Raw genomic sequence first — 17,904 nt, 5'->3', positions numbered from 1 at the left:
CATATATGAAGATTAAAAAGGTTACTCTTCGTGCAACGCATCAGCGGGCGGCAAAGCAACAGCCCGACGTACAGGAAACCACACGGCTAAAAAAGAGAGAACAAGCATCAGCACATAGGTTACAACCGAAACCACGGCAAAGCGGCTCCACAGGCGGTTCTGCCAGTAAGCGGGATCGGGAGTAAACAAGTCGTTCTGGAACGTCTGTACCACAGGAGCCAATCCCTCGCTACGCACATAGTGGAACACGGCCAGCAGCACGAGTACGAAAGCCGACGTAACGAGCAGCCACACCTCGAAATAGAAACGGCCAGCCACCGCGCCGCGCGAAGCGCCCAGACTGCGCAACACACCTAGTTCCGGACGGCGGTCAACGGCGTGCATCCAAAATGTGCCGAATATTCCCATGAAGATGCAGAGCAGAGCGAATACGGCCAGCCCGTAGCTCAGTCGGAGCTTGCCGGTGATGCCGGCTTCGAAGGTGGCTTCGCGGCTATAGTCAGCAAAGGATTTCAGACCGGCATAGTAGAAGTTACCCTGATTGATCCGAGGCACTACCTCGCGCTCGAAACGGTTGCGGAAAACACCGGCATCTACCCCCGGTTTCAAGCGGAACAGAATGGACTGCCAGACGATGCTTTTGCGGACGCGCGACAAAGGCTGGCTCATCAGAGCCAATGGAACGGGTTGTTGGGCATCAAAATGCTTGATGTCGCGGAACACAGCGGCTACTTCCACCGCATATCCGTTATAGCGGACTTTCCGGCCGACAGCTTTCGGTGTACCGAAAAGTTTCCGGGCCAGTTGTTCAGAAATGGCAATCTGCCCGTCGGAACGGAAAAACGTGGGTGGCAGACGCAACGAATCGCCCGTCAGGGCATCCTCCAGACCCAGAACGCCGGCCGGATCGTTGCCGTCCACCTGATAATACGTATAGACCTGAATCTGGATCTCGCTGGAGTCAGGTGCCAACAAACGGTTGCCGTCCCAGCTGTTGCTGTTGGGGAAGCAGCTGGAAATTCCGAAAGCCACACTGGCTACCTCCGGACAGGAAGCTAACTCCTTCATGATCAGCTGAAACTTACGGTCGCGGACTTCATCGTTGTCGTCCGCAGCCTGATAGTACAGGCCCGACGTTTCGTCATAAATACCCAGATTCAACCGATAGATACCCTCTGGATTGTAGCCCCGGGAAATCATCCGGTCGGCGGTAAGCACACAAATCGGGTCAAGTACCATCCAAAGGAAATAACCAGCCAACAAAAGTTCCAGAAAAATCCAAATGTTCCGGCGACGCCGGTTCCAAAACTGATGTAATATAATTCTGTTCATGATTTTTTATCTCGCTAATCTGTTTTTATCAATCATTCTTCAATCACTCATCACTTACCCCTCATCGCTTCTGCTGCAATTGTTCCACAATGCTTTTCCGCAGCGACAACAGGGCCGGAACCAGTGCCGACAGGAAATTCAGCAACAGGCAGAAGCATACGACTACTACAAACACCGCAGGCTGCAACAGCATGCCGGCCGTAAATTCGGGCGCAGGCATGGTCGGATCGGTATACTTATCAAGAATCGTCAGAATCCAGTCGGACGAAAGCCACAGACAGAGATAGCTAAGCAACAGGCCTAAAAGACTTCCTAACGAAGTGAACAGCAGGTTCTCATTCATAATCTGACGCAACAGCCAGAGGTTGGAAGCTCCATACGCTTTGCGGATACCCAACTCTCCGATACGGCTGTCCATGCGTGAAGCGATGATGCCCCCAAGATTCAGGGCCGGAATGAAGATCAGGGCCAGCAGGAAATAGAAGAACGGACGCAAAGTGGCTTCGAGATATGGCTTCAAGCTGCTACTGGCATCACCGGTATAGGAGGACCGGAAACAGCTTTTCCAATAATCGTCCGGTTGGTCGAGGATGTCATTCTCATAAAGCCGGCACGTAGTATTGTAACGACGAAACGCCTCACGTACTTCCTTTCGTAACGCGTCCTTGTCGGAAGGCTTCGGAGCCGTCAGATACACCTCCAGATTACCCCGCAGACGTTCATCGCCCGTTTCCCAGAGCGCATTCGGATTGAGCGACAACGGCAGCCACACATCGGCAGCCGTAGCCGGAGTGACCCACGACACGTCCTGCACCACACCCGCCACTTTCAGCTCGTTACCATTGAACAGAAACTGTCGTCCGACAGCCTCCATTGTTCCGAATATACGGTTGGCCAGCCGGGCCGAAAGAACGGCCACCGGCATCGCGGCGGTCACATCGGCATCGGAAAAAGACTTTCCAGACAAGAAACGGAAGGTGAACACCCGCCAGAAACCGCCATCGACATACTTGGATGATACGGGTACCGCAGCCGAACGCGTCGTCAGTGCAACTCTGTCATCCTTTGCAGCAGAAGTGCGATACACCGCAGCTGTCGCGTCAAGATGCGGCAATCCCTTCAAAAGTTCATACGGAACGCGCGGTGACAGAGCACCACCACTATATGAACTGGGATTGCTGAGATCATTGGCCTGTACGTATTGCAGCACCAGCGTACGGTTCCGGTTTCCTTCGGGATAGATGGGAGCGAATTTCACGTAAAAGATAATAAACAGCACCATCAGCAGGGCCACCGAAAGTGCAGTGCCCAAAATGTAGATGCTCGAAAACAGCGGATTCTGACGGAGCAGAGCCCAACTACGATAAACATATTTCCGAAAACGGTTCATAATCAATAAGTGTTTGTTTTATTCGTGTAAGTTATTCTTCGTGCAGCGCCTCCGTCGGTGCAATCCGGCTGATGCCGCGCACAGGCACATAAATGCCGAAACTGACAATCAGTACCATCAGCAGCCAGACCACAGCCGAAACTATCAGATAGTGCAGTTTGAAAGACTCATACCAATAATGCACAAAGGGACTGAAGCAAGTGTTTTCCGGCTGGTACAATCCGGTATGCAAAGCATATTGCAAATAAATAACTGCCCCCAAGAAGACAGACACGGTGGTCAGTATCAGTCCCTCAAGCAGGAACAGACGCGCCATCTTCCCGGAAGTGGCTCCAAAGCTTTTCAGAATACCGATCTCTTCACGCCGGGCACGCGTCTGCATCCAGAAACTTCCGGAAACTCCGAAGAAGATGCAGAACAGGAAGAACGAGCCTAACAGAAGCTGTACCCCATAATCATAGGTATTGGAAAAGTATCCCTGACTGATATAGTGATCGTACGATTCAATCTGCACCACAAAATAGTTACCCAATTGCAGCTCCCGCAAGGCCCACTCCCGAAAATCCGTCAGGAAGGCATCCGGGTCCACATCATCACGCAAACGGAAAATAATAGCATCCGCATCCTGAACACCAGACTTCACAAACCGGACTTGCTGGGGAGGTTTGTTCAAATGTATTTTAACAGGACGAACGGAAGCTACAATCTTAAATTCATCTCCAAGAGCATTCTTATACCTGTACCCGAACGAAGGAGCATCCGGAAGAATGTTCTCGGTCATAATCAATTCCCCATTCTCCAAAGTCATCCGGTCCATCTGCTCTGTTGAAGGTCCTCCGGCCGTCTGATAGCGGAAAGTGGTAAAATAATCACTTTTGGGAACGAAATCAACTTGTATATGAGACACTGAAATATCTTCAGTAACCTGAATTGATGTCGCAGTGTACGACCTACCACCCGGACCGCCTCCTCCAATCTGAAATGTAGCCGATTCCACTCCGGGATAATTCCGGACACGATCCCGAATACGCCACATATTTTCCTGTCGTGTCTCACTCTCTGCCGCCTCTTCACGGTAACGGTAAGAAGACGGATCATACTCCTGAATGGAAATACGGTACAGATTCTCCGAGTCAAAACCATCCGGCAGCATATTCACATAAGTCTGCACCGTCACGGGATCGGCAAAATGCCACAGAATGACACTGACCACAATCAGTTCGGCCATCAGCCAGCCGTTACGCCTCTTTCGGGCCCATAAATTCTTTAATGCCAAACGTATCATAAGCTCATTTTTTCTGGTTCAACGAATAAACAATCTCCGCACGAAGGGCGTGCCATACGGGAAACAAGGCAGAGGCAAGATTCAATACGACACAGATCAGGAATGCGGACAGGAAAATCCAGGGTGAGAAAAGCATCTCCACAGTAACCAGGATATCCGAATTGTCCAGATAATAGTCAATGGAAAAGAATCGGAACACCCAGTCCTTTCCCCACGCCAACAAAGCCCAGGACAAGAACAATCCGACCAATCCGCCCATCAAAGTCAGAATCAGATTCTCATTCAGAACTTGCCGCAACAGATAGCCACGGGTGGCTCCAAAGGCTTTGTAAACTCCCATTTCCATCAAGCGGTCTTCCATACGACCGGCAATCATGCCACTCAGGTTCAAAGCCGGAACCAATAAAAAGACCAGAACCAGTCCCCCGAAAAGGTACAGGGATTTGCGCACCATATCATCGCCATCAACAAGAAGCACGCCCGCACCCGAATCCTTTGCCGAATATTTCCAAGCCGGGAGGGGTTTCTCAATCACAACCGACGTATCGCCCGTTGCCACCTGATACTTACGGAATTTCTCATCAAATTCAGCCCTCATCTGCTGCCCTTTGTTCCGGTCAACCCGAATAGCAACAGTATACGATCCGCACAAAGCTGAAGGATCCTGGTTTTCATCCAGACAGGTGTAAGGAATATAAATCTGCGCAAAAGTACGCGGAGTCAGACTGCTGACATCACGCACCACACCGGACACTACATAATCGGCATAGTTGAACTGCACGGTCCGTCCCACAGCCTGCACATCCCCAAACAACCGCCGGGCCAGTGATTCCGAAATCACGGCACACTGTTTGCCGTTGCGGAAATCAGATTCAGAAAACGGTTTGCCGGAACGGAACCTAAAATCAAATACCCGGAAGAAAGCGGCATCCGTGGCTATTGTCTTTACCTGAAGTACGCTTTTTCCGTCAGGGAGCTGCACCAGAACCGGATAAGCACTGTGTATAGCAGTCACAGCCTTTGCGCTCTGAAGCGGATAAAACCATTTGTTGACCGCCGTTAGGGATAAAGACCCCACGGCACCCTTACCATTATAGATAGTTTCGGAACACCACAGCTCATCGCGGTGCTCCTCCGGATAGATAGATCCCACCCGGATATACTGAAAGGTGATGACAATCATCGTCAGCGCTACCGGAATAGCCGTACCGATGATGTAGAGCGAGCCGAACAGTTTGTGCTGCTTCAGCATGGCCCATGTCTGTTTGATATATCGTTTTATCATATTCTTCTATATTTAATTGACTGATACATTATTCTTCGTGCAACGCCTCTGTCGGAGCTATCCGACTGATCCCCCGCATCGGGACATAAATGCCGAAACTGACAATCAGAACCATCAGCAACCAGACCACGCCCGAAACGATCAGGAAATGCTCTTTGAAAGACTCATACCAATAATGCACATAGGGACTGCAACACGTCTCTTGGGAAAAATACACATCTTGTGGAAAATAAAGTCCGGAATGCATGGCATACTGCAGATAAATTACACAGCCCAACAGAACCGCTACTGTAACCAAACCGAGTCCCTCGAACAGAAAAAGACGCAGGATACGTCCGGAAGTGGCACCGAAACTTTTCAGAATACCGATTTCCTCGCACCGGCTACGGGTCTGCATCCAGAAGGTTCCCGAAACGCCGAAAAAGACACAGAACAAGAAGAAGCAGGCCAGAATCACCTTCATCAAATAATCATAATCTGCAGAAGAAGTGCTCTGCTTGATAAAATCCTGATAAGATTCTATATTGCCCACGTAGAAATTTCCCAATTGTAATTCATTTTTGGCCCAATCACGGAAAGCAGGCAGAAAATCATCCGGATCAATGCCATCCCGCAAACGGAATACAATGGCCCAAGCATTCTCTGGAGTCTCCCTCTGGAGAAACTCCACTTGTTGAGGTGGAAGAGTCATACGCATCTTAACAGGATACAAAGAAGCTACCACACGGACTTTATTACCTCCGTCGCCATTCCATCCTAAGACAGATTTGCCGGGAAAATGGGGGTCCGTACAAACAAACTCTGAGCTATGATAATCCATCTGGTCCAACTGTTTCGGAGAAAGGCCTTCAAAGGTTCTATACCTGAATGTCGTAAAATAATCACTCTTAGGAACAAAATGAACCGTAAACACACTCATCAAGGTATCTGAAATTGCATTTCGCCCCAATAGGCAAGCCGTGCTACCTGGAGCCAACGCCTCGATTTGGAATGTAGCCGATTCCACTCCGGAATAACGACTCACCCGTTCACGAATATGCCACATGTTTTCGATACGTTGTTCCCGCTCACCGGCATCCGCACGATAAAAGGAAGAAACGGAAGGATATTCATTCAACTCAATCCGATAAAGATTCTCCGATTCAAAGCCATCCGGCAGGCTGTTCACATAAGTCTGCACCATCAACGGATCCAGCAGATGCCACAGAATGATACTGACAGCAACCAGTTCTGCCAGCAACCATCCGCTTCTTTTTTTGCGGGCCCATATATTTTTTAATGCCAAACGTATCATAACCTACTTTTTCTGATTTAATGAATAAACAATTTCCGAACGCAGGGAGTTCCATACCGGAATCAAAGCCGAGGCCACATTCAGGACCACACAGACCAGAAACGCCGACAGGAATACCCAAGGTGAAAACAGCATTTGCGCGGTAACCAGTATGTCCGGAGTATGATACAGATAAATGTCGGGAAAGATAAATCCGAATATCCAGTTACGCCCCCAAACCAGAACACTCCAGGCAAACAGCAATCCAACCAGACCGCCCCAAATGGTAAGCACCAGATTCTCACTCAAAACCCGTCCCAACAGATAACGGCGCGTTGCTCCAAAAGCCTTATAGATGCCCATTTCAGGCAAACGACCTTCCATACGGCCGGAAATCATACCGCTGAGATTTAAGGCCGGCACCAGCAGGAAAACAAGAATCAGTCCACCAAAAAGGCGGAGTGCCTTATCACTGGCATCCTCCTCATATTCCATCAGCTGGCTATTCACATTATACCGCCATATCGGACAGGGAGGAGACACAAAACCGTCGTGCCGATACATCAACTGGTACTGGCGGTTGTGCTGCTCTATTTGCGCATGTACCGAAGCAGACTTCCCCGAAGGGATACGCATACAGACTTTATAAGACCCCAACAGCTGATCCGAACTCTGATTATCTCTCGAATCCGGGAAACAGCTGTAAGGAATATAAACTTGAGCATAGGTCAAGGGAGTAAGAGCACTCGCATCACGCACGACACCGGACACCGTAAAGCGTACATAATTCATCACAAACGTTTTACCCACCGACTGCTCCGTACCAAACAAACTTCTGGATAGGGAAGCAGAAATGACCGCACAATAATTACCGTTATTCAGATCTGTTTGTGTGAAAGACTTTCCGGACAGAAAATCAAAATCGAACACCCGGAAGAATCCGGGATCGGTCATCATGCTCTGGACCTGTATACAGGTCTTGCCATCCGGCAGAAGTATCGGTTCTCCTTTTTTCCGCATGGCTGTTACACTCTTTACATCATGCAACGGATAAAACCATTCTTTCACAATATTCAGACTGATTTCATTCCTTTGCTCTCCATAACCGGCCCAATTGGTTATCCACAGCTCATCGCGGTGCTCCTCCGGATAGATGGATCCCACCCGGATATACTGAAAGGTGATGACAATCATCGTCAGCGCTACCGGAATAGCCGTACCGATGATGTAGAGCGAACCGAACAGCTTGTGCTGCTTCAGCATGGCCCACGTCTGTTTGATATATCGTTTTATCATATTCGTTATCTTTATATATTACTCTTCGTGCAACGCCTCTGTCGGTGCTATCCGACTGATACCCCACATCGGAACATAAATGCCGAAACTGACAATCAGAACCATCAGCAACCAGACCACGCCCGAAACAATCAGGAAATGCTCCTTGAAAGACTCAAACCAATAGTGCACGTAAGGACTGCAACACATATTTTCAGGCATGTAAAGCCCTGAATGCATGGCATACTGCAGATAAATCACACAACCCAACAGAACCGCCACCGTAACCAGACCGAGTCCCTCGAACAGAAAAAGACGCAGGATACGTCCGGAAGTGGCACCGAAACTTTTCAGAATACCGATTTCCTCGCACCGGCTACGGGTCTGCATCCAGAAGGTTCCCGAAACGCCAAAGAAGATACAGAACAGGAAGAAGCAGGCCAGAATCATCTTCTGCAAATAATCTTTCTCAACATACGTAGTACTGTACTTGATGAAGTTCTGATAGGAATCTACGCGACTCACATAGTAATTTCCCACTTGCAAATTCTTATCGGCCCACTCACGGAAATCTGCCAGAAACTCATCCGGATCAACATCATCACGCAGACGGAAAACGATAGCCTTTGCATTACGTGCATTCCTTTTCTCAAACTGAACCTGCTGAGGCGGAATATTCATATTGATCTTAACCGGAAGCAGGGTGGCGATCACAGGTTCGTCAGATATTCCCAATAAGTCTTTAAGCGTCCGCCCAAAAATCGGTCCATCGGGCATGTAAGTCTCCGTAAGAATATGTTCACGACCTTTAAGTTCCATCCGGTCAAGCTGCTGCGGCGAAGGCCCTCCTACAGTCTGATAACGGAAAGTGGTAAAATAATCACTTTGGGGAACAAAGCCGATACAAAACACAGACACTTTCAAAGAATCGGTCCACCAAATAGCTGATATATTCATAGTGGTGCTCCCCGGAGTTTCATTACCTATCTGAAATGTAGCGGATTCGACACCGGGATAACGGGCCACCCGATCACGGATGTGCCACATGTTATTCTCCCGCACCTCATCTCCCGCCGCATCCATATCGAAACGTATCGAAACTGGCTCATATTCCTTGATGGCCACACGGTAAAGGTTTTCCGAATCATAACCATCCGGCAAACTGTTCACATAAGTCTGTACAATCAGAGGGTCCATCAGATGACACAATATGATAGCGACGGCAACCAGCTCGGCCAGCAGCCAACCACTTCTTTTTTTACGGGCCCATATATTTTTCAATGCCAAACGTATCATAAACTTACTTTTTCTGGTTCAACGAATAGACTATTTCCGAGCGCAAAGAATTCCATGCCGGAATCAGGGCTGAAGCCACATTCAACACCACACAAATCAGGAATGCGGACAGGAATACCCAGGGCGAGAACAACATCTCCACCGTAACCAGCACATCCGGACCATTCAGCAGATAGACATCGGGAAAGATAAAACTGTAAATCCAGCTACGGCCCCAAACCAAAACACTCCAGGCAAGCAACAGCCCTACCAGTCCACCCAAAAGAGTCAATACGAGATTCTCGCCCAACACCTGTCCCAACAGATAACGACGGGTAGCTCCAAAAGCCTTGTAAATTCCCATCTCTGGCAAACGTCCTTCCATACGGCTGGAAATCATACCGCTCAGATTCAGAGCCGGAACCAACAGAAATACAAGCACCAATCCTCCAAAAAGGCGAAGTGCCTTGCTGACGTTATCATCTTGATCCATGGATTGATTGTTCACATTGTATTTCCACAACGGACAAGGCGGCTGCACATAACTGTAATTGGGTGCCTTTATCTGATGCATCTGCTGGAACAGACGGTTCCGTTCTTCTACATTAGCCTGTACCGCAGCTCCATTTCCCGAAGGGATCCGCATACAAACCGTATAATCCCCCATCACATTATCCCGGCGCATGGCATTTCCATCCTCCGGAAAACAACTATAGGGCACATACACCTGGGCACAGGTAAGCGGTGTCAGCGCACTTACATCGCGCACGACTCCCGCCACAGTAAAACGGATCTGATTCATCGCAAATGTTTTCCCTACAGCCTGTTCTGTACCAAACAGACGACGTGAAAGAGAAGCGGTAATCACGGCACGAAAGTTACCATTCGCCAGATCGGCTTCCGTAAAAGACTTGCCGGCCAGAAAATCAAAATCAAACACTTTGAAAAATCCCGGATCGGTCAATTTACTCAGAACCTGCATACTCGCCTTACTGTCGGGCAACAAGACCTGAGCTTCAGTATCGTTCCGAAAAGCTGTTGCAGCCTGTATGCCCTTCATGGGGTAAAACCATTCTTTCACCACCCATAAATTAATCCAACGCATTCCACTCTGGGTATAAGCCCGATTGGTAATCCATACCTCATCACGGTGCTCCTCCGGATAGATGGATCCCACCCGGATATACTGGAAGGTGATGACGATCATCGTCAATGCTATCGGGATAGCCGTACCGATGATGTAGAGCGCGCCGAACAGCTTATGCTGCCGCAGCATGGCCCACGTCTGTTTGATATATCGTTTTATCATGGTCACTATATATTTAGTTAAGGTAAAGTCAGTCTATCTGACGACCGTCGAAGAAATGGATGGTGCGTGAAGAAAGACGAGCCTGCTCCTCATTGTGCGTTACCATGACGATGGTACGTCCGTCTTCCTTGTTCAAACGGCAAAGGATGTCCATAACCTCGGCTCCCATCTTGGAATCCAGATTACCCGTCGGCTCATCGGCCAGAATGATTTCGGGATTACCGATAATGGCACGGGCGATGGCCACACGCTGACACTGTCCGCCGGAAAGCTGCGAAGGCATGTGACGCATACGGTGGCTCAATCCCACGCGCTCCAGTACTTCTTTAGCACGACGGGTACGCTCGCTGCCGGACATCTTACGGAATAGCAACGGAAGCTCTACATTGTCGAGCACATTAAGTGTATTGATCAGGTGGAAAGACTGGAATACAAAGCCCAGAGTACGGTTACGGAAAGCAGCCTGTTCGCGATCACTCATCTTCGGTGTAATCAGCGTGCCTCCCAGTTCCAGAGTACCGCTGGTAGGGTTATCCAGCAAACCGATAATGTTCAGCAAAGTGGATTTGCCGCAACCGGATGGTCCCATCACACTCAGAAACTCTCCTTTTTCCACACTCAGGTTTACGTTTTCCAATGCCTGTGTTTCGATCTCGTTCGTACGGTAAATCTTGTTGATACCGGTCAATTGAATCATGTTGCTCATAATCTTATTTTTTAAAGTTTGTTTGTTCTAATATGATCATTTCTTTTTTGATGAATCTTCAGGAAACGCTTTAGTCTTCATGCAAGGCTTCGGTCGGAGGTATACGGCTGAGGTTCCGTGCCGGTATCCAAATGCCCAGACAAACAACCAGCTGTAACAGTACCCAGGTGATCAGAGAGATAACCGTAAAATGGGTCTTGAAATACTCAAACCAGAAACGCCCCGAATAAAGCGTATAGATATTGTTTCCATTATTTCCCAATGGGTTGTAAAGTCCTTCTTTCATGGCATACTGCAAATAAAGGAGACAGCCGATAATCACGGCCAGAGTTGCCAGAATAACACCTTCGGCCAACAGGGAGCGGACAATTATGCCCCGTGTGGCACCAAAGCTTTTCAGAATACCTATCTCCTCGCGCCGACTGCGGGTCTGCATCCAGAAAGTACCGGTTACTCCCATAAAAAGGAAGAACAGGAAGAAGCCCGCCAATATGGTACGCACCCGAAGGTTTTGCCTTACCTCATCGCCATCCTCGTGCATGAAATCACGGAACGATTGCACACTGCGTACATAAGAATTGCCGACTTGCAGATTGTTCCGGGCCCATTCGGTAAAGGCGGGCAGAAACTTGTCTTCGTCTATTCCGTCACGTACCCGGAACAGAATACTCTGACCGCTCGGATAAGTCAGGCGCGAAGTGACCGGCATCGGAACTCCTCCTACACGCATGCGCACCAGCGCCGTTGTGCCGACCACCTGATGCTGGTTCACCGTATCATTCAGGCCGCGTGCCGATTGCCCGGGAAAGGCGGCATCACTCAACACCACCCGGTCGGGCTGCTCAAAAGGTTCGCCCTGCAACAGACGGTCCAGCTGTTCATTGGTCTGTCCTCCCACCTCGGTGAAGCGCAGTGTCTGAAAATAATCCGAACCGGGTACGACCTCCATAACCCAGGCATCGGTCACCAGAGTATCTTTCTGAAAGCGCAGATAATAGGAACTTACCCAGAACGGACCGGTATTGCCAAAGAACGTGGCCGACTCCACTCCCGGGTAAGCACGAATCCTGCGGAGCTGGCTCCATCGGTTTTCGCGGGCCTTCACCGGATGCATCTCTTCGGAGCGAAAACGGGAAGAGCGACCGTTGTAATCCGCAAGAACCACCCGATAAAGGTTCCGTTCATCAAAACCATTGGGCATGGACTCTATGGACAACAGTACGACCAAGGGGTCAAGCAGCACCCAGACAATCATCGTGACCAATACCAGTTCGGTAAGCAGCCATCCGTAGCGTCTTTTTCGGGCCCACAGCATTTTAAATATCATGCGTAACATAAGCTATATCGTTTTAATGTTTTCATGTTTCTGATAGATTTCCGAATCATTTCTTTTCATAAAGCGCCTGCACAATCGGCACACGCAAAGCCCGCCAGGCCGGAATGAGCGCCGAAGCCAGATTAAGCAGCAGGCAGAACAGAAAGGCAGCCAGGAAAAGTACCGGCGAGAACAGCATGGCCGGAGTAACCAGCATCTCTTCATTCTCTACCTGCATGAGGCCGTAGGTGTCGAACAGACCGATAATCCAGTCGTGCCCCCATCCCAACAGCATCCAGGAAAGCACCAGACCCAACAATCCTCCGGCTAAAGTCATGAGCAGATTCTCACGCACTACCCGACGCAACAGATATCCCCTTCCGGCTCCGAAAGCACGGCTGATACCCAATTCCGGCAAACGGGTGTCCATGCGTCCCGAAATCATACCTCCCAGATTCACGGCCGGAACAATCAGAAAGGCCAGAAGCAGTCCGCCCCAAAAACGGATCATCGCCGGCAAATCGACTTCCATGTTTCCCGGAACCAGATTCCGTTTCCATACAGGCATCGGCAAATCAACTTCCAACCGTTTCTCATCGGCATGCAGCACATTATACCGGCGCACCAGATCACGGACATCGGCCTGCAACTGCCGTGCCTGCTTCTCGTCTTGCACCCGAAAGACTGTGGTGAACCCGCCGGAACCGACTTCCTGATAGTTTCCATAACCCGGAACATGGGTATAAGGCAGCCAGATCTGGGCAAAACTTGTCGGAGTAAGACTACTGGCATCGCGTACCACCCCCGTAACCGTATAGTCTATATAATTCATGGTAAAGCGCTTGCCTACAGCCTGCTCCGTACCGAACAGACGACGGGCCATGGAAGCGGACAACACTCCACAGGGACGGGCGCTCTCCAAATCGGACCAGGAGAACGGAGCACCGGCTACAAAATCAAAATCGAATACCTGAAAAAAATTCGGATCCGTATATTTCGTATGTACCTTCAGCTCACTCTTTCCGTCTGCAAGTTGAAGCCAGTCATTCAGATTACGGTTATACGTATAAATGGCCGTAACCTTTCCGGCCGAACGTAACGGATAAAACCACTGGCGAACCATAGCTTCCGAACAGTAACCGCCACTGGTCAGCACCCCGTCGGCATTATAAGTCTTTACTGCGCGCACCTCATAAAGCCGGTCGCGATTCAACTCCGGGTAAACGGGAGCCGTCAGCAGATGAAAATACATCACTACAATCATCGTCATCGTGACCGGCAGTGCCGTCCCGATCAGATAAAGCCCTCCGAAAAGCTTGTTCTGCCACAGCAAGGCCCATGTTTGTTTCCAATAACTTTTTATCATGTTCTTTTTTTCTATTCCATTATATTACTTTACCGGAAAATACTCACAGAAAAACCGGTCTGCCTTCAGACAGCAGCCTCAGCGTATTTTCAGAACCATCTTATCCTTATAAGAACTCAGGTCGCTCACCACCACACGTTCGCCCTCCTTCAGTCCGTCGAGCACTTCCACATGGTCAAAGTCACATTCTCCCAACCGTACTCTGCGACGCACCAGTTCATCACCATCCTGCACAAACAGCTGATATTCTCCGGGGCCCGTATAGAACGAGGCATTGGCCATACGTATGGCGTTCTCACGCACGGCATGCACCACATACAGGTCGGCCTTCACTCCCGGGCGCAAACGGGATGATACTTTATCGTCCAACTGTACGGAAAAAGAAATCATCCCATTGTCGCTCAACGGAGTTACACCGGATACCATGCCGGGAAATACCTGATCATTAACCTTAACCAACACTTTGGCTCCAACTCTTATTAAATCGGCATAGGTATCGGACAGACTGCCCTCAATCCGGAAATGACTCAGATCGGACACTACGGCCACTTCTTCGCCTTGTGCCACCTGGGCTCCTATCTGTGTATTTACAAAAGTAAGCACTGCCTGGCGCGGAGAACGGATGCGGGCATCCTCCAGCGTACGCCGCTTCTCTTCCATGGACCGACGGAAAATCTCCAGATCCAGCTGCTTTATCTTCAGTTCGGTGCGGCGTGCCTGACGCTCGTTCTCCACTTTCTGACGCAACTGCTCCAGCTCCATGCGGCTGGTCGTATAAGAAAGCTCGGCCTGGCGCACCTGATCGGCAGTACCCGATCCCAGACTGTCCAGATAGCGCTCATTGCTCCAGTCCACCTTCATGCGATCCAGTTTCATTTCGGCAATCCGGATCTGCATATCCAGGTCGTTCAGATAAATCTTGTCATTACCCAACTGTTGCTCCAGCTGATAACATTTCATCTTTTCCTCGTCCAGCAGTTTCTTATAATCGTTTTCGATGCTTTGCAAATCGAGTCGCAGCAACGGAGTGCCCACCTCTACCGTGTCCCCGACACGGGCATACACTTCCATAATGCGCGAGCCTACCGGCGAAGTGATACGTTCTTCGAAAGCCGGCACTACCTTACCATAAGCGCTGACGCCGGTTTCGATAGTGCCGGAATCTACTGTATAAAAGACCAAAGACGTTTGCTTGACACCGGTTTGAAGCTGGCCGCTGATCCAAAGAACCGCACCGACCAATACAGCAACACCCAAAACTACGGAAAGCGCAATCTTGATGCGCCGTTTTCTGATTTCAACAGGAGATATAGGACGATCCATATTTACGTTTATTTTATCATTTTTACTTTTCATAATAACAAGAATCGTGCCAAAAACGTAAAGTATTGATATTCCAATAGATAAGCAAAATCGCAAGTGTCCGGAAATGGACAGTGTGTCCATTTTCGGACACAAAATCGAAAAACAGAGTTCAAAACAAGGCGGTGTCGGGATAAAAAAGTATCTTTGTTTTCAGAATAAAATGTATCACCTAATTTAATACGGACATGATAAAATCAAGGATGATTCTGCTCCTGCTCTGCGCCGGTCTGGTAGCCGCTCCCGCAGATGCCAAGCGGAAAAAAAAGAAAGACAAAGAGAAAGTAGAAAACGCAGCTCCCAAAGAGGATATCAGAGAGGGACTGTTTCAGGTAGTCAAATCGGGCACGGACTGGTTCTTCCAGATTCCGGATTCGCTGATCGGACGCCGTTTCCTCACCACTACCCGATTCACCAGTACTCCGGCCAACTGCGGCAAATTCGGAGGTGAACAGATGAACGAACAGGTGGTGTATTGGGAAAAAAGCAACGACGGACGCCTTTTGCTGCGTGCCGAACTGCTGATCAACACTGCCGACTCTACCGAAAATATTTATAAAGCAATTACCATAAGCAACAACAATCCGATTATCGGTGCCTTCAAGATTGAAAAGAATGTCGGTAAGGCCAGCCGCATCAAGGTGACCTCTTTCTTTAATGAGGACAATCCGGCTTTAGGTATGCCGGCCTATATGAAAAAGCAATATAACCTGAGCAATCAGGTGGGCGACCTGTCGTTTATCGAAAGCATCAAGACCTTCCCGATGAACACAGAGGTGCGCCTTGTGAAGACCTGGAACTCGGCTACTGGCAATCTGCCCGCCACCTCCTCAACCGGACGCGCCACCTTCGGACTGAACATCTCGTTCATCCTGTTGCCCGAAGAACCGATGATGCGCCGCTATTTCGATCCGCGTGTAGGTTATTTTGCCGACGGATTCAATGAGTTCTCCGACGACCAGCAGCGCGTCAAAGGAAAACGCTTCATTACCCGCTGGCGTCTGGAGCCACGCCCCGAGGACGTGGAAAAGATGAAACGCGGCGAACTGGTGGAACCCGTCAAACCGATTGTGTATTACATTGACCCGGCCACTCCGAAACAGTGGCGAAAATACCTCATCGCCGGTATCAACGACTGGCAGAAAGCTTTCGAAAAAGCCGGCTTCAAGAATGCCATCATCGGTAAGGAATGGCCCGAAAACGACTCGACCATGAGCATGGAAGACGCACGTTACTCGGTAATCCGCTATCTGGCCTCTCCGATAGAGAATGCCTACGGACCGAACGTACACGACCCACGCTCCGGTGAAATTCTGGAAAGCCACATCTGCTGGTATCACAATGTGATGAATCTGCTGCACGACTGGTATATGGTACAGGCCGGAAGCATTGATGAGGCCGCACAGAAGATGAACTTCGACGAGGAACTGATGGGCGAACTGATCCGCTTTGTTTCTTCACACGAGGTGGGCCACACCTTGGGCTTGCGCCATAACTTCGGTGCCAGCAGCACGGTGCCGGTAGACAGTCTGCGCAACAAGGAATGGGTGGAGAAATACGGTCATACCCCCAGTATCATGGACTATGCCCGCTTCAATTATGTGGCACAGCCGGAGGACGGCATTTCGCGTGCCGGTATCTTCCCACGCATCAATGATTATGACAAGTGGGCCATCGAATGGGGTTATCGTCCGATGATCGGAGCTACCGACGAGGACAGCGACCATGCCATGCTCGAAGAACTGGTACAGAAGAATCTGCCGGGCAATCCGCGTCTGTGGTTCGGCGACGGAGAAACCAATCGGGTAAACGATCCTCGCTGCCAGACCGAGGATTTGGGTGATGATGCCGTAAAGGCCAGCGAATATGGTATTCTGAATCTGAAACGGGAAATTGCGGCTCTTCCGAAATGGACCTACGACAACAAGGATATCTATAATGAGAATCTGAAAGGCATGTACGACCAGATCCGCAATCAGTTCTACCGCTACAACAATCATGTGCTGCGCAACATCGGCGGTTATTACAGCAATTTCAAGACGGTGAATGAAAGCGGAGCCATCTACACTCCGGTGGAAAAAGCACGCCAGAAGAATGCGTTGGCTTACTTTGAGCGCAATATATTTACAGAACCGACCTGGCTGTTGCCGGAGTATATGAACCGCTTCACTTCAAAACCGGAAAACTACACCACCAGCATCGGTACAGGCATGGTGAGCCGCCTGCTCAGCCTGATTGACGGACTGAATCCGGAATATACCGCCGACGAGTATCTGGCCGATCTGACCCGCCTGACCTTCCGCAACACCGCCAATCCAAGTGCCTATGAAAAGGCCTTGCAGAACACGTTTGTAGAAAGTCTGGTGTCTTATCTGAACCGTGCAGGCATCAGCGCCAAAGCACGCCCTTATGTGTTGCAGACCCTTCAGAGCCTGAAAACCCGTACGGCACAGTATGCACGCAGTGGCAACAAGAGCACTCAGGCGCACTTTGCCAACCTGAATGATGCCATCACGCGGGCACTGACCATCAAATAACGGTGAATACAAAAACAAGAAAGGTACAGAATGGCACAATCCTTATCCGGGTTGTGCCATTTTGTCTACACTCTGTTCTGTCTAAAAAGTAAACAAAGTTTTCGGGAGTATAAAATCCCGCCAGATGGTTTAAAAGAGTTTTTACAAGTTTAATCTAAGCACTCTGGCATCTGACAAAATTACATCCGGCACAG

The 17,904-nt window shown here is 49.6% G+C and carries 13 protein-coding genes; 1 reads left to right on the top strand and 12 read right to left on the bottom strand.

From position 1 onward, the window contains the following. Positions 1-21: 21 nt before the first annotated feature. From DXA74_RS00890 to DXA74_RS00835, 12 genes are all read right to left on the bottom strand, one after another. Positions 22-1,332, bottom strand: a complete 1,311-nt coding sequence (locus DXA74_RS00890) for an ABC transporter permease (protein WP_118524943.1) — start codon at positions 1,330-1,332, stop codon at positions 22-24. Positions 1,333-1,393: 61 nt separating this feature from the next. Next, positions 1,394-2,722, bottom strand: a complete 1,329-nt coding sequence (locus DXA74_RS00885) for an ABC transporter permease (protein WP_118524942.1) — start codon at positions 2,720-2,722, stop codon at positions 1,394-1,396. A gap of 31 nt (positions 2,723-2,753) precedes the next feature. After that, on the bottom strand, positions 2,754-4,007 hold the full coding sequence (locus DXA74_RS00880) for an ABC transporter permease (protein ID WP_118524941.1): 1,254 nt from the start codon (positions 4,005-4,007) through the stop codon (positions 2,754-2,756). Between the two features lie 4 nt (positions 4,008-4,011). Further along, positions 4,012-5,292 carry an ABC transporter permease gene (locus DXA74_RS00875; RefSeq protein WP_118524940.1) on the bottom strand — a complete coding sequence of 427 codons (1,281 nt, stop codon included), beginning with the start codon at positions 5,290-5,292 and terminating at the stop codon, positions 4,012-4,014. Positions 5,293-5,320: 28 nt separating this feature from the next. Further along, on the bottom strand, positions 5,321-6,586 hold the full coding sequence (locus DXA74_RS00870; RefSeq protein ID WP_118524939.1) for an ABC transporter permease: 1,266 nt from the start codon (positions 6,584-6,586) through the stop codon (positions 5,321-5,323). Between the two features lie 3 nt (positions 6,587-6,589). Next, a complete protein-coding gene (locus DXA74_RS00865; protein ID WP_118524938.1) occupies positions 6,590-7,861 on the bottom strand; it encodes an ABC transporter permease in 1,272 nt (423 codons plus the stop codon). Positions 7,862-7,879: 18 nt separating this feature from the next. Beyond that, complete coding sequence (locus tag DXA74_RS00860; protein WP_118524937.1) at positions 7,880-9,136, bottom strand: ABC transporter permease; 1,257 nt, start codon at positions 9,134-9,136, stop codon at positions 7,880-7,882. A 4-nt stretch (positions 9,137-9,140) separates the two neighbouring features. Continuing rightward, positions 9,141-10,424, bottom strand: coding sequence for an ABC transporter permease (locus DXA74_RS00855; protein ID WP_118524936.1), 1,284 nt, complete (start codon positions 10,422-10,424; stop codon positions 9,141-9,143). Positions 10,425-10,452: 28 nt separating this feature from the next. Then, positions 10,453-11,121: an ABC transporter ATP-binding protein gene (locus DXA74_RS00850; protein WP_118524969.1), complete on the bottom strand. Its 669-nt coding sequence runs from the start codon at positions 11,119-11,121 to the stop codon at positions 10,453-10,455. A gap of 79 nt (positions 11,122-11,200) precedes the next feature. Continuing rightward, complete coding sequence (locus tag DXA74_RS00845) at positions 11,201-12,466, bottom strand: ABC transporter permease (protein WP_118524935.1); 1,266 nt, start codon at positions 12,464-12,466, stop codon at positions 11,201-11,203. A 46-nt stretch (positions 12,467-12,512) separates the two neighbouring features. Next, positions 12,513-13,811: an ABC transporter permease gene (locus DXA74_RS00840; RefSeq protein ID WP_118524934.1), complete on the bottom strand. Its 1,299-nt coding sequence runs from the start codon at positions 13,809-13,811 to the stop codon at positions 12,513-12,515. Between the two features lie 78 nt (positions 13,812-13,889). Next, positions 13,890-15,134 carry an efflux RND transporter periplasmic adaptor subunit gene (locus DXA74_RS00835; RefSeq protein WP_118524933.1) on the bottom strand — a complete coding sequence of 415 codons (1,245 nt, stop codon included), beginning with the start codon at positions 15,132-15,134 and terminating at the stop codon, positions 13,890-13,892. A gap of 227 nt (positions 15,135-15,361) precedes the next feature. Here DXA74_RS00835 and DXA74_RS00830 point away from each other — a divergent pair, with 227 nt between their 5' ends. Further along, positions 15,362-17,710 carry a zinc-dependent metalloprotease gene (locus DXA74_RS00830; protein WP_233550401.1) on the top strand — a complete coding sequence of 783 codons (2,349 nt, stop codon included), beginning with the start codon at positions 15,362-15,364 and terminating at the stop codon, positions 17,708-17,710. The last annotated feature ends 194 nt before the right edge of the window (positions 17,711-17,904 follow it).

This window comes from Bacteroides sp. OF04-15BH (assembly GCF_003477995.1).
GTDB lineage: Bacteria > Bacteroidota > Bacteroidia > Bacteroidales > Bacteroidaceae > Paraprevotella.
The sequence above is the reverse complement of the archived record's forward strand: the minus strand, read 5'-3'. Positions and strand labels throughout refer to the sequence as shown.

Excerpts from the sequence above, each read along its gene's own strand:
- DXA74_RS00875 (WP_118524940.1), bottom strand. The coding sequence starts at position 5,292 with ATGATAAAACGATATATCAAACAGACATGGGCCATGCTGAAGCAGCAC.
- DXA74_RS00835 (WP_118524933.1), bottom strand. The coding sequence starts at position 15,134 with ATGGATCGTCCTATATCTCCTGTTGAAATCAGAAAACGGCGCATCAAG.
- DXA74_RS00885 (WP_118524942.1), bottom strand. The coding sequence starts at position 2,722 with ATGAACCGTTTTCGGAAATATGTTTATCGTAGTTGGGCTCTGCTCCGT.
- DXA74_RS00880 (WP_118524941.1), bottom strand. The coding sequence starts at position 4,007 with ATGATACGTTTGGCATTAAAGAATTTATGGGCCCGAAAGAGGCGTAAC.
- DXA74_RS00830 (WP_233550401.1), top strand. The coding sequence starts at position 15,362 with ATGATAAAATCAAGGATGATTCTGCTCCTGCTCTGCGCCGGTCTGGTA.
- DXA74_RS00860 (WP_118524937.1), bottom strand. The coding sequence starts at position 9,136 with ATGATACGTTTGGCATTGAAAAATATATGGGCCCGTAAAAAAAGAAGT.
- DXA74_RS00865 (WP_118524938.1), bottom strand. The coding sequence starts at position 7,861 with ATGATAAAACGATATATCAAACAGACGTGGGCCATGCTGAAGCAGCAC.
- DXA74_RS00845 (WP_118524935.1), bottom strand. The coding sequence starts at position 12,466 with ATGTTACGCATGATATTTAAAATGCTGTGGGCCCGAAAAAGACGCTAC.
- DXA74_RS00890 (WP_118524943.1), bottom strand. The coding sequence starts at position 1,332 with ATGAACAGAATTATATTACATCAGTTTTGGAACCGGCGTCGCCGGAAC.
- DXA74_RS00850 (WP_118524969.1), bottom strand. The coding sequence starts at position 11,121 with ATGATTCAATTGACCGGTATCAACAAGATTTACCGTACGAACGAGATC.
- DXA74_RS00840 (WP_118524934.1), bottom strand. The coding sequence starts at position 13,811 with ATGATAAAAAGTTATTGGAAACAAACATGGGCCTTGCTGTGGCAGAAC.
- DXA74_RS00870 (WP_118524939.1), bottom strand. The coding sequence starts at position 6,586 with ATGATACGTTTGGCATTAAAAAATATATGGGCCCGCAAAAAAAGAAGC.
- DXA74_RS00855 (WP_118524936.1), bottom strand. The coding sequence starts at position 10,424 with ATGATAAAACGATATATCAAACAGACGTGGGCCATGCTGCGGCAGCAT.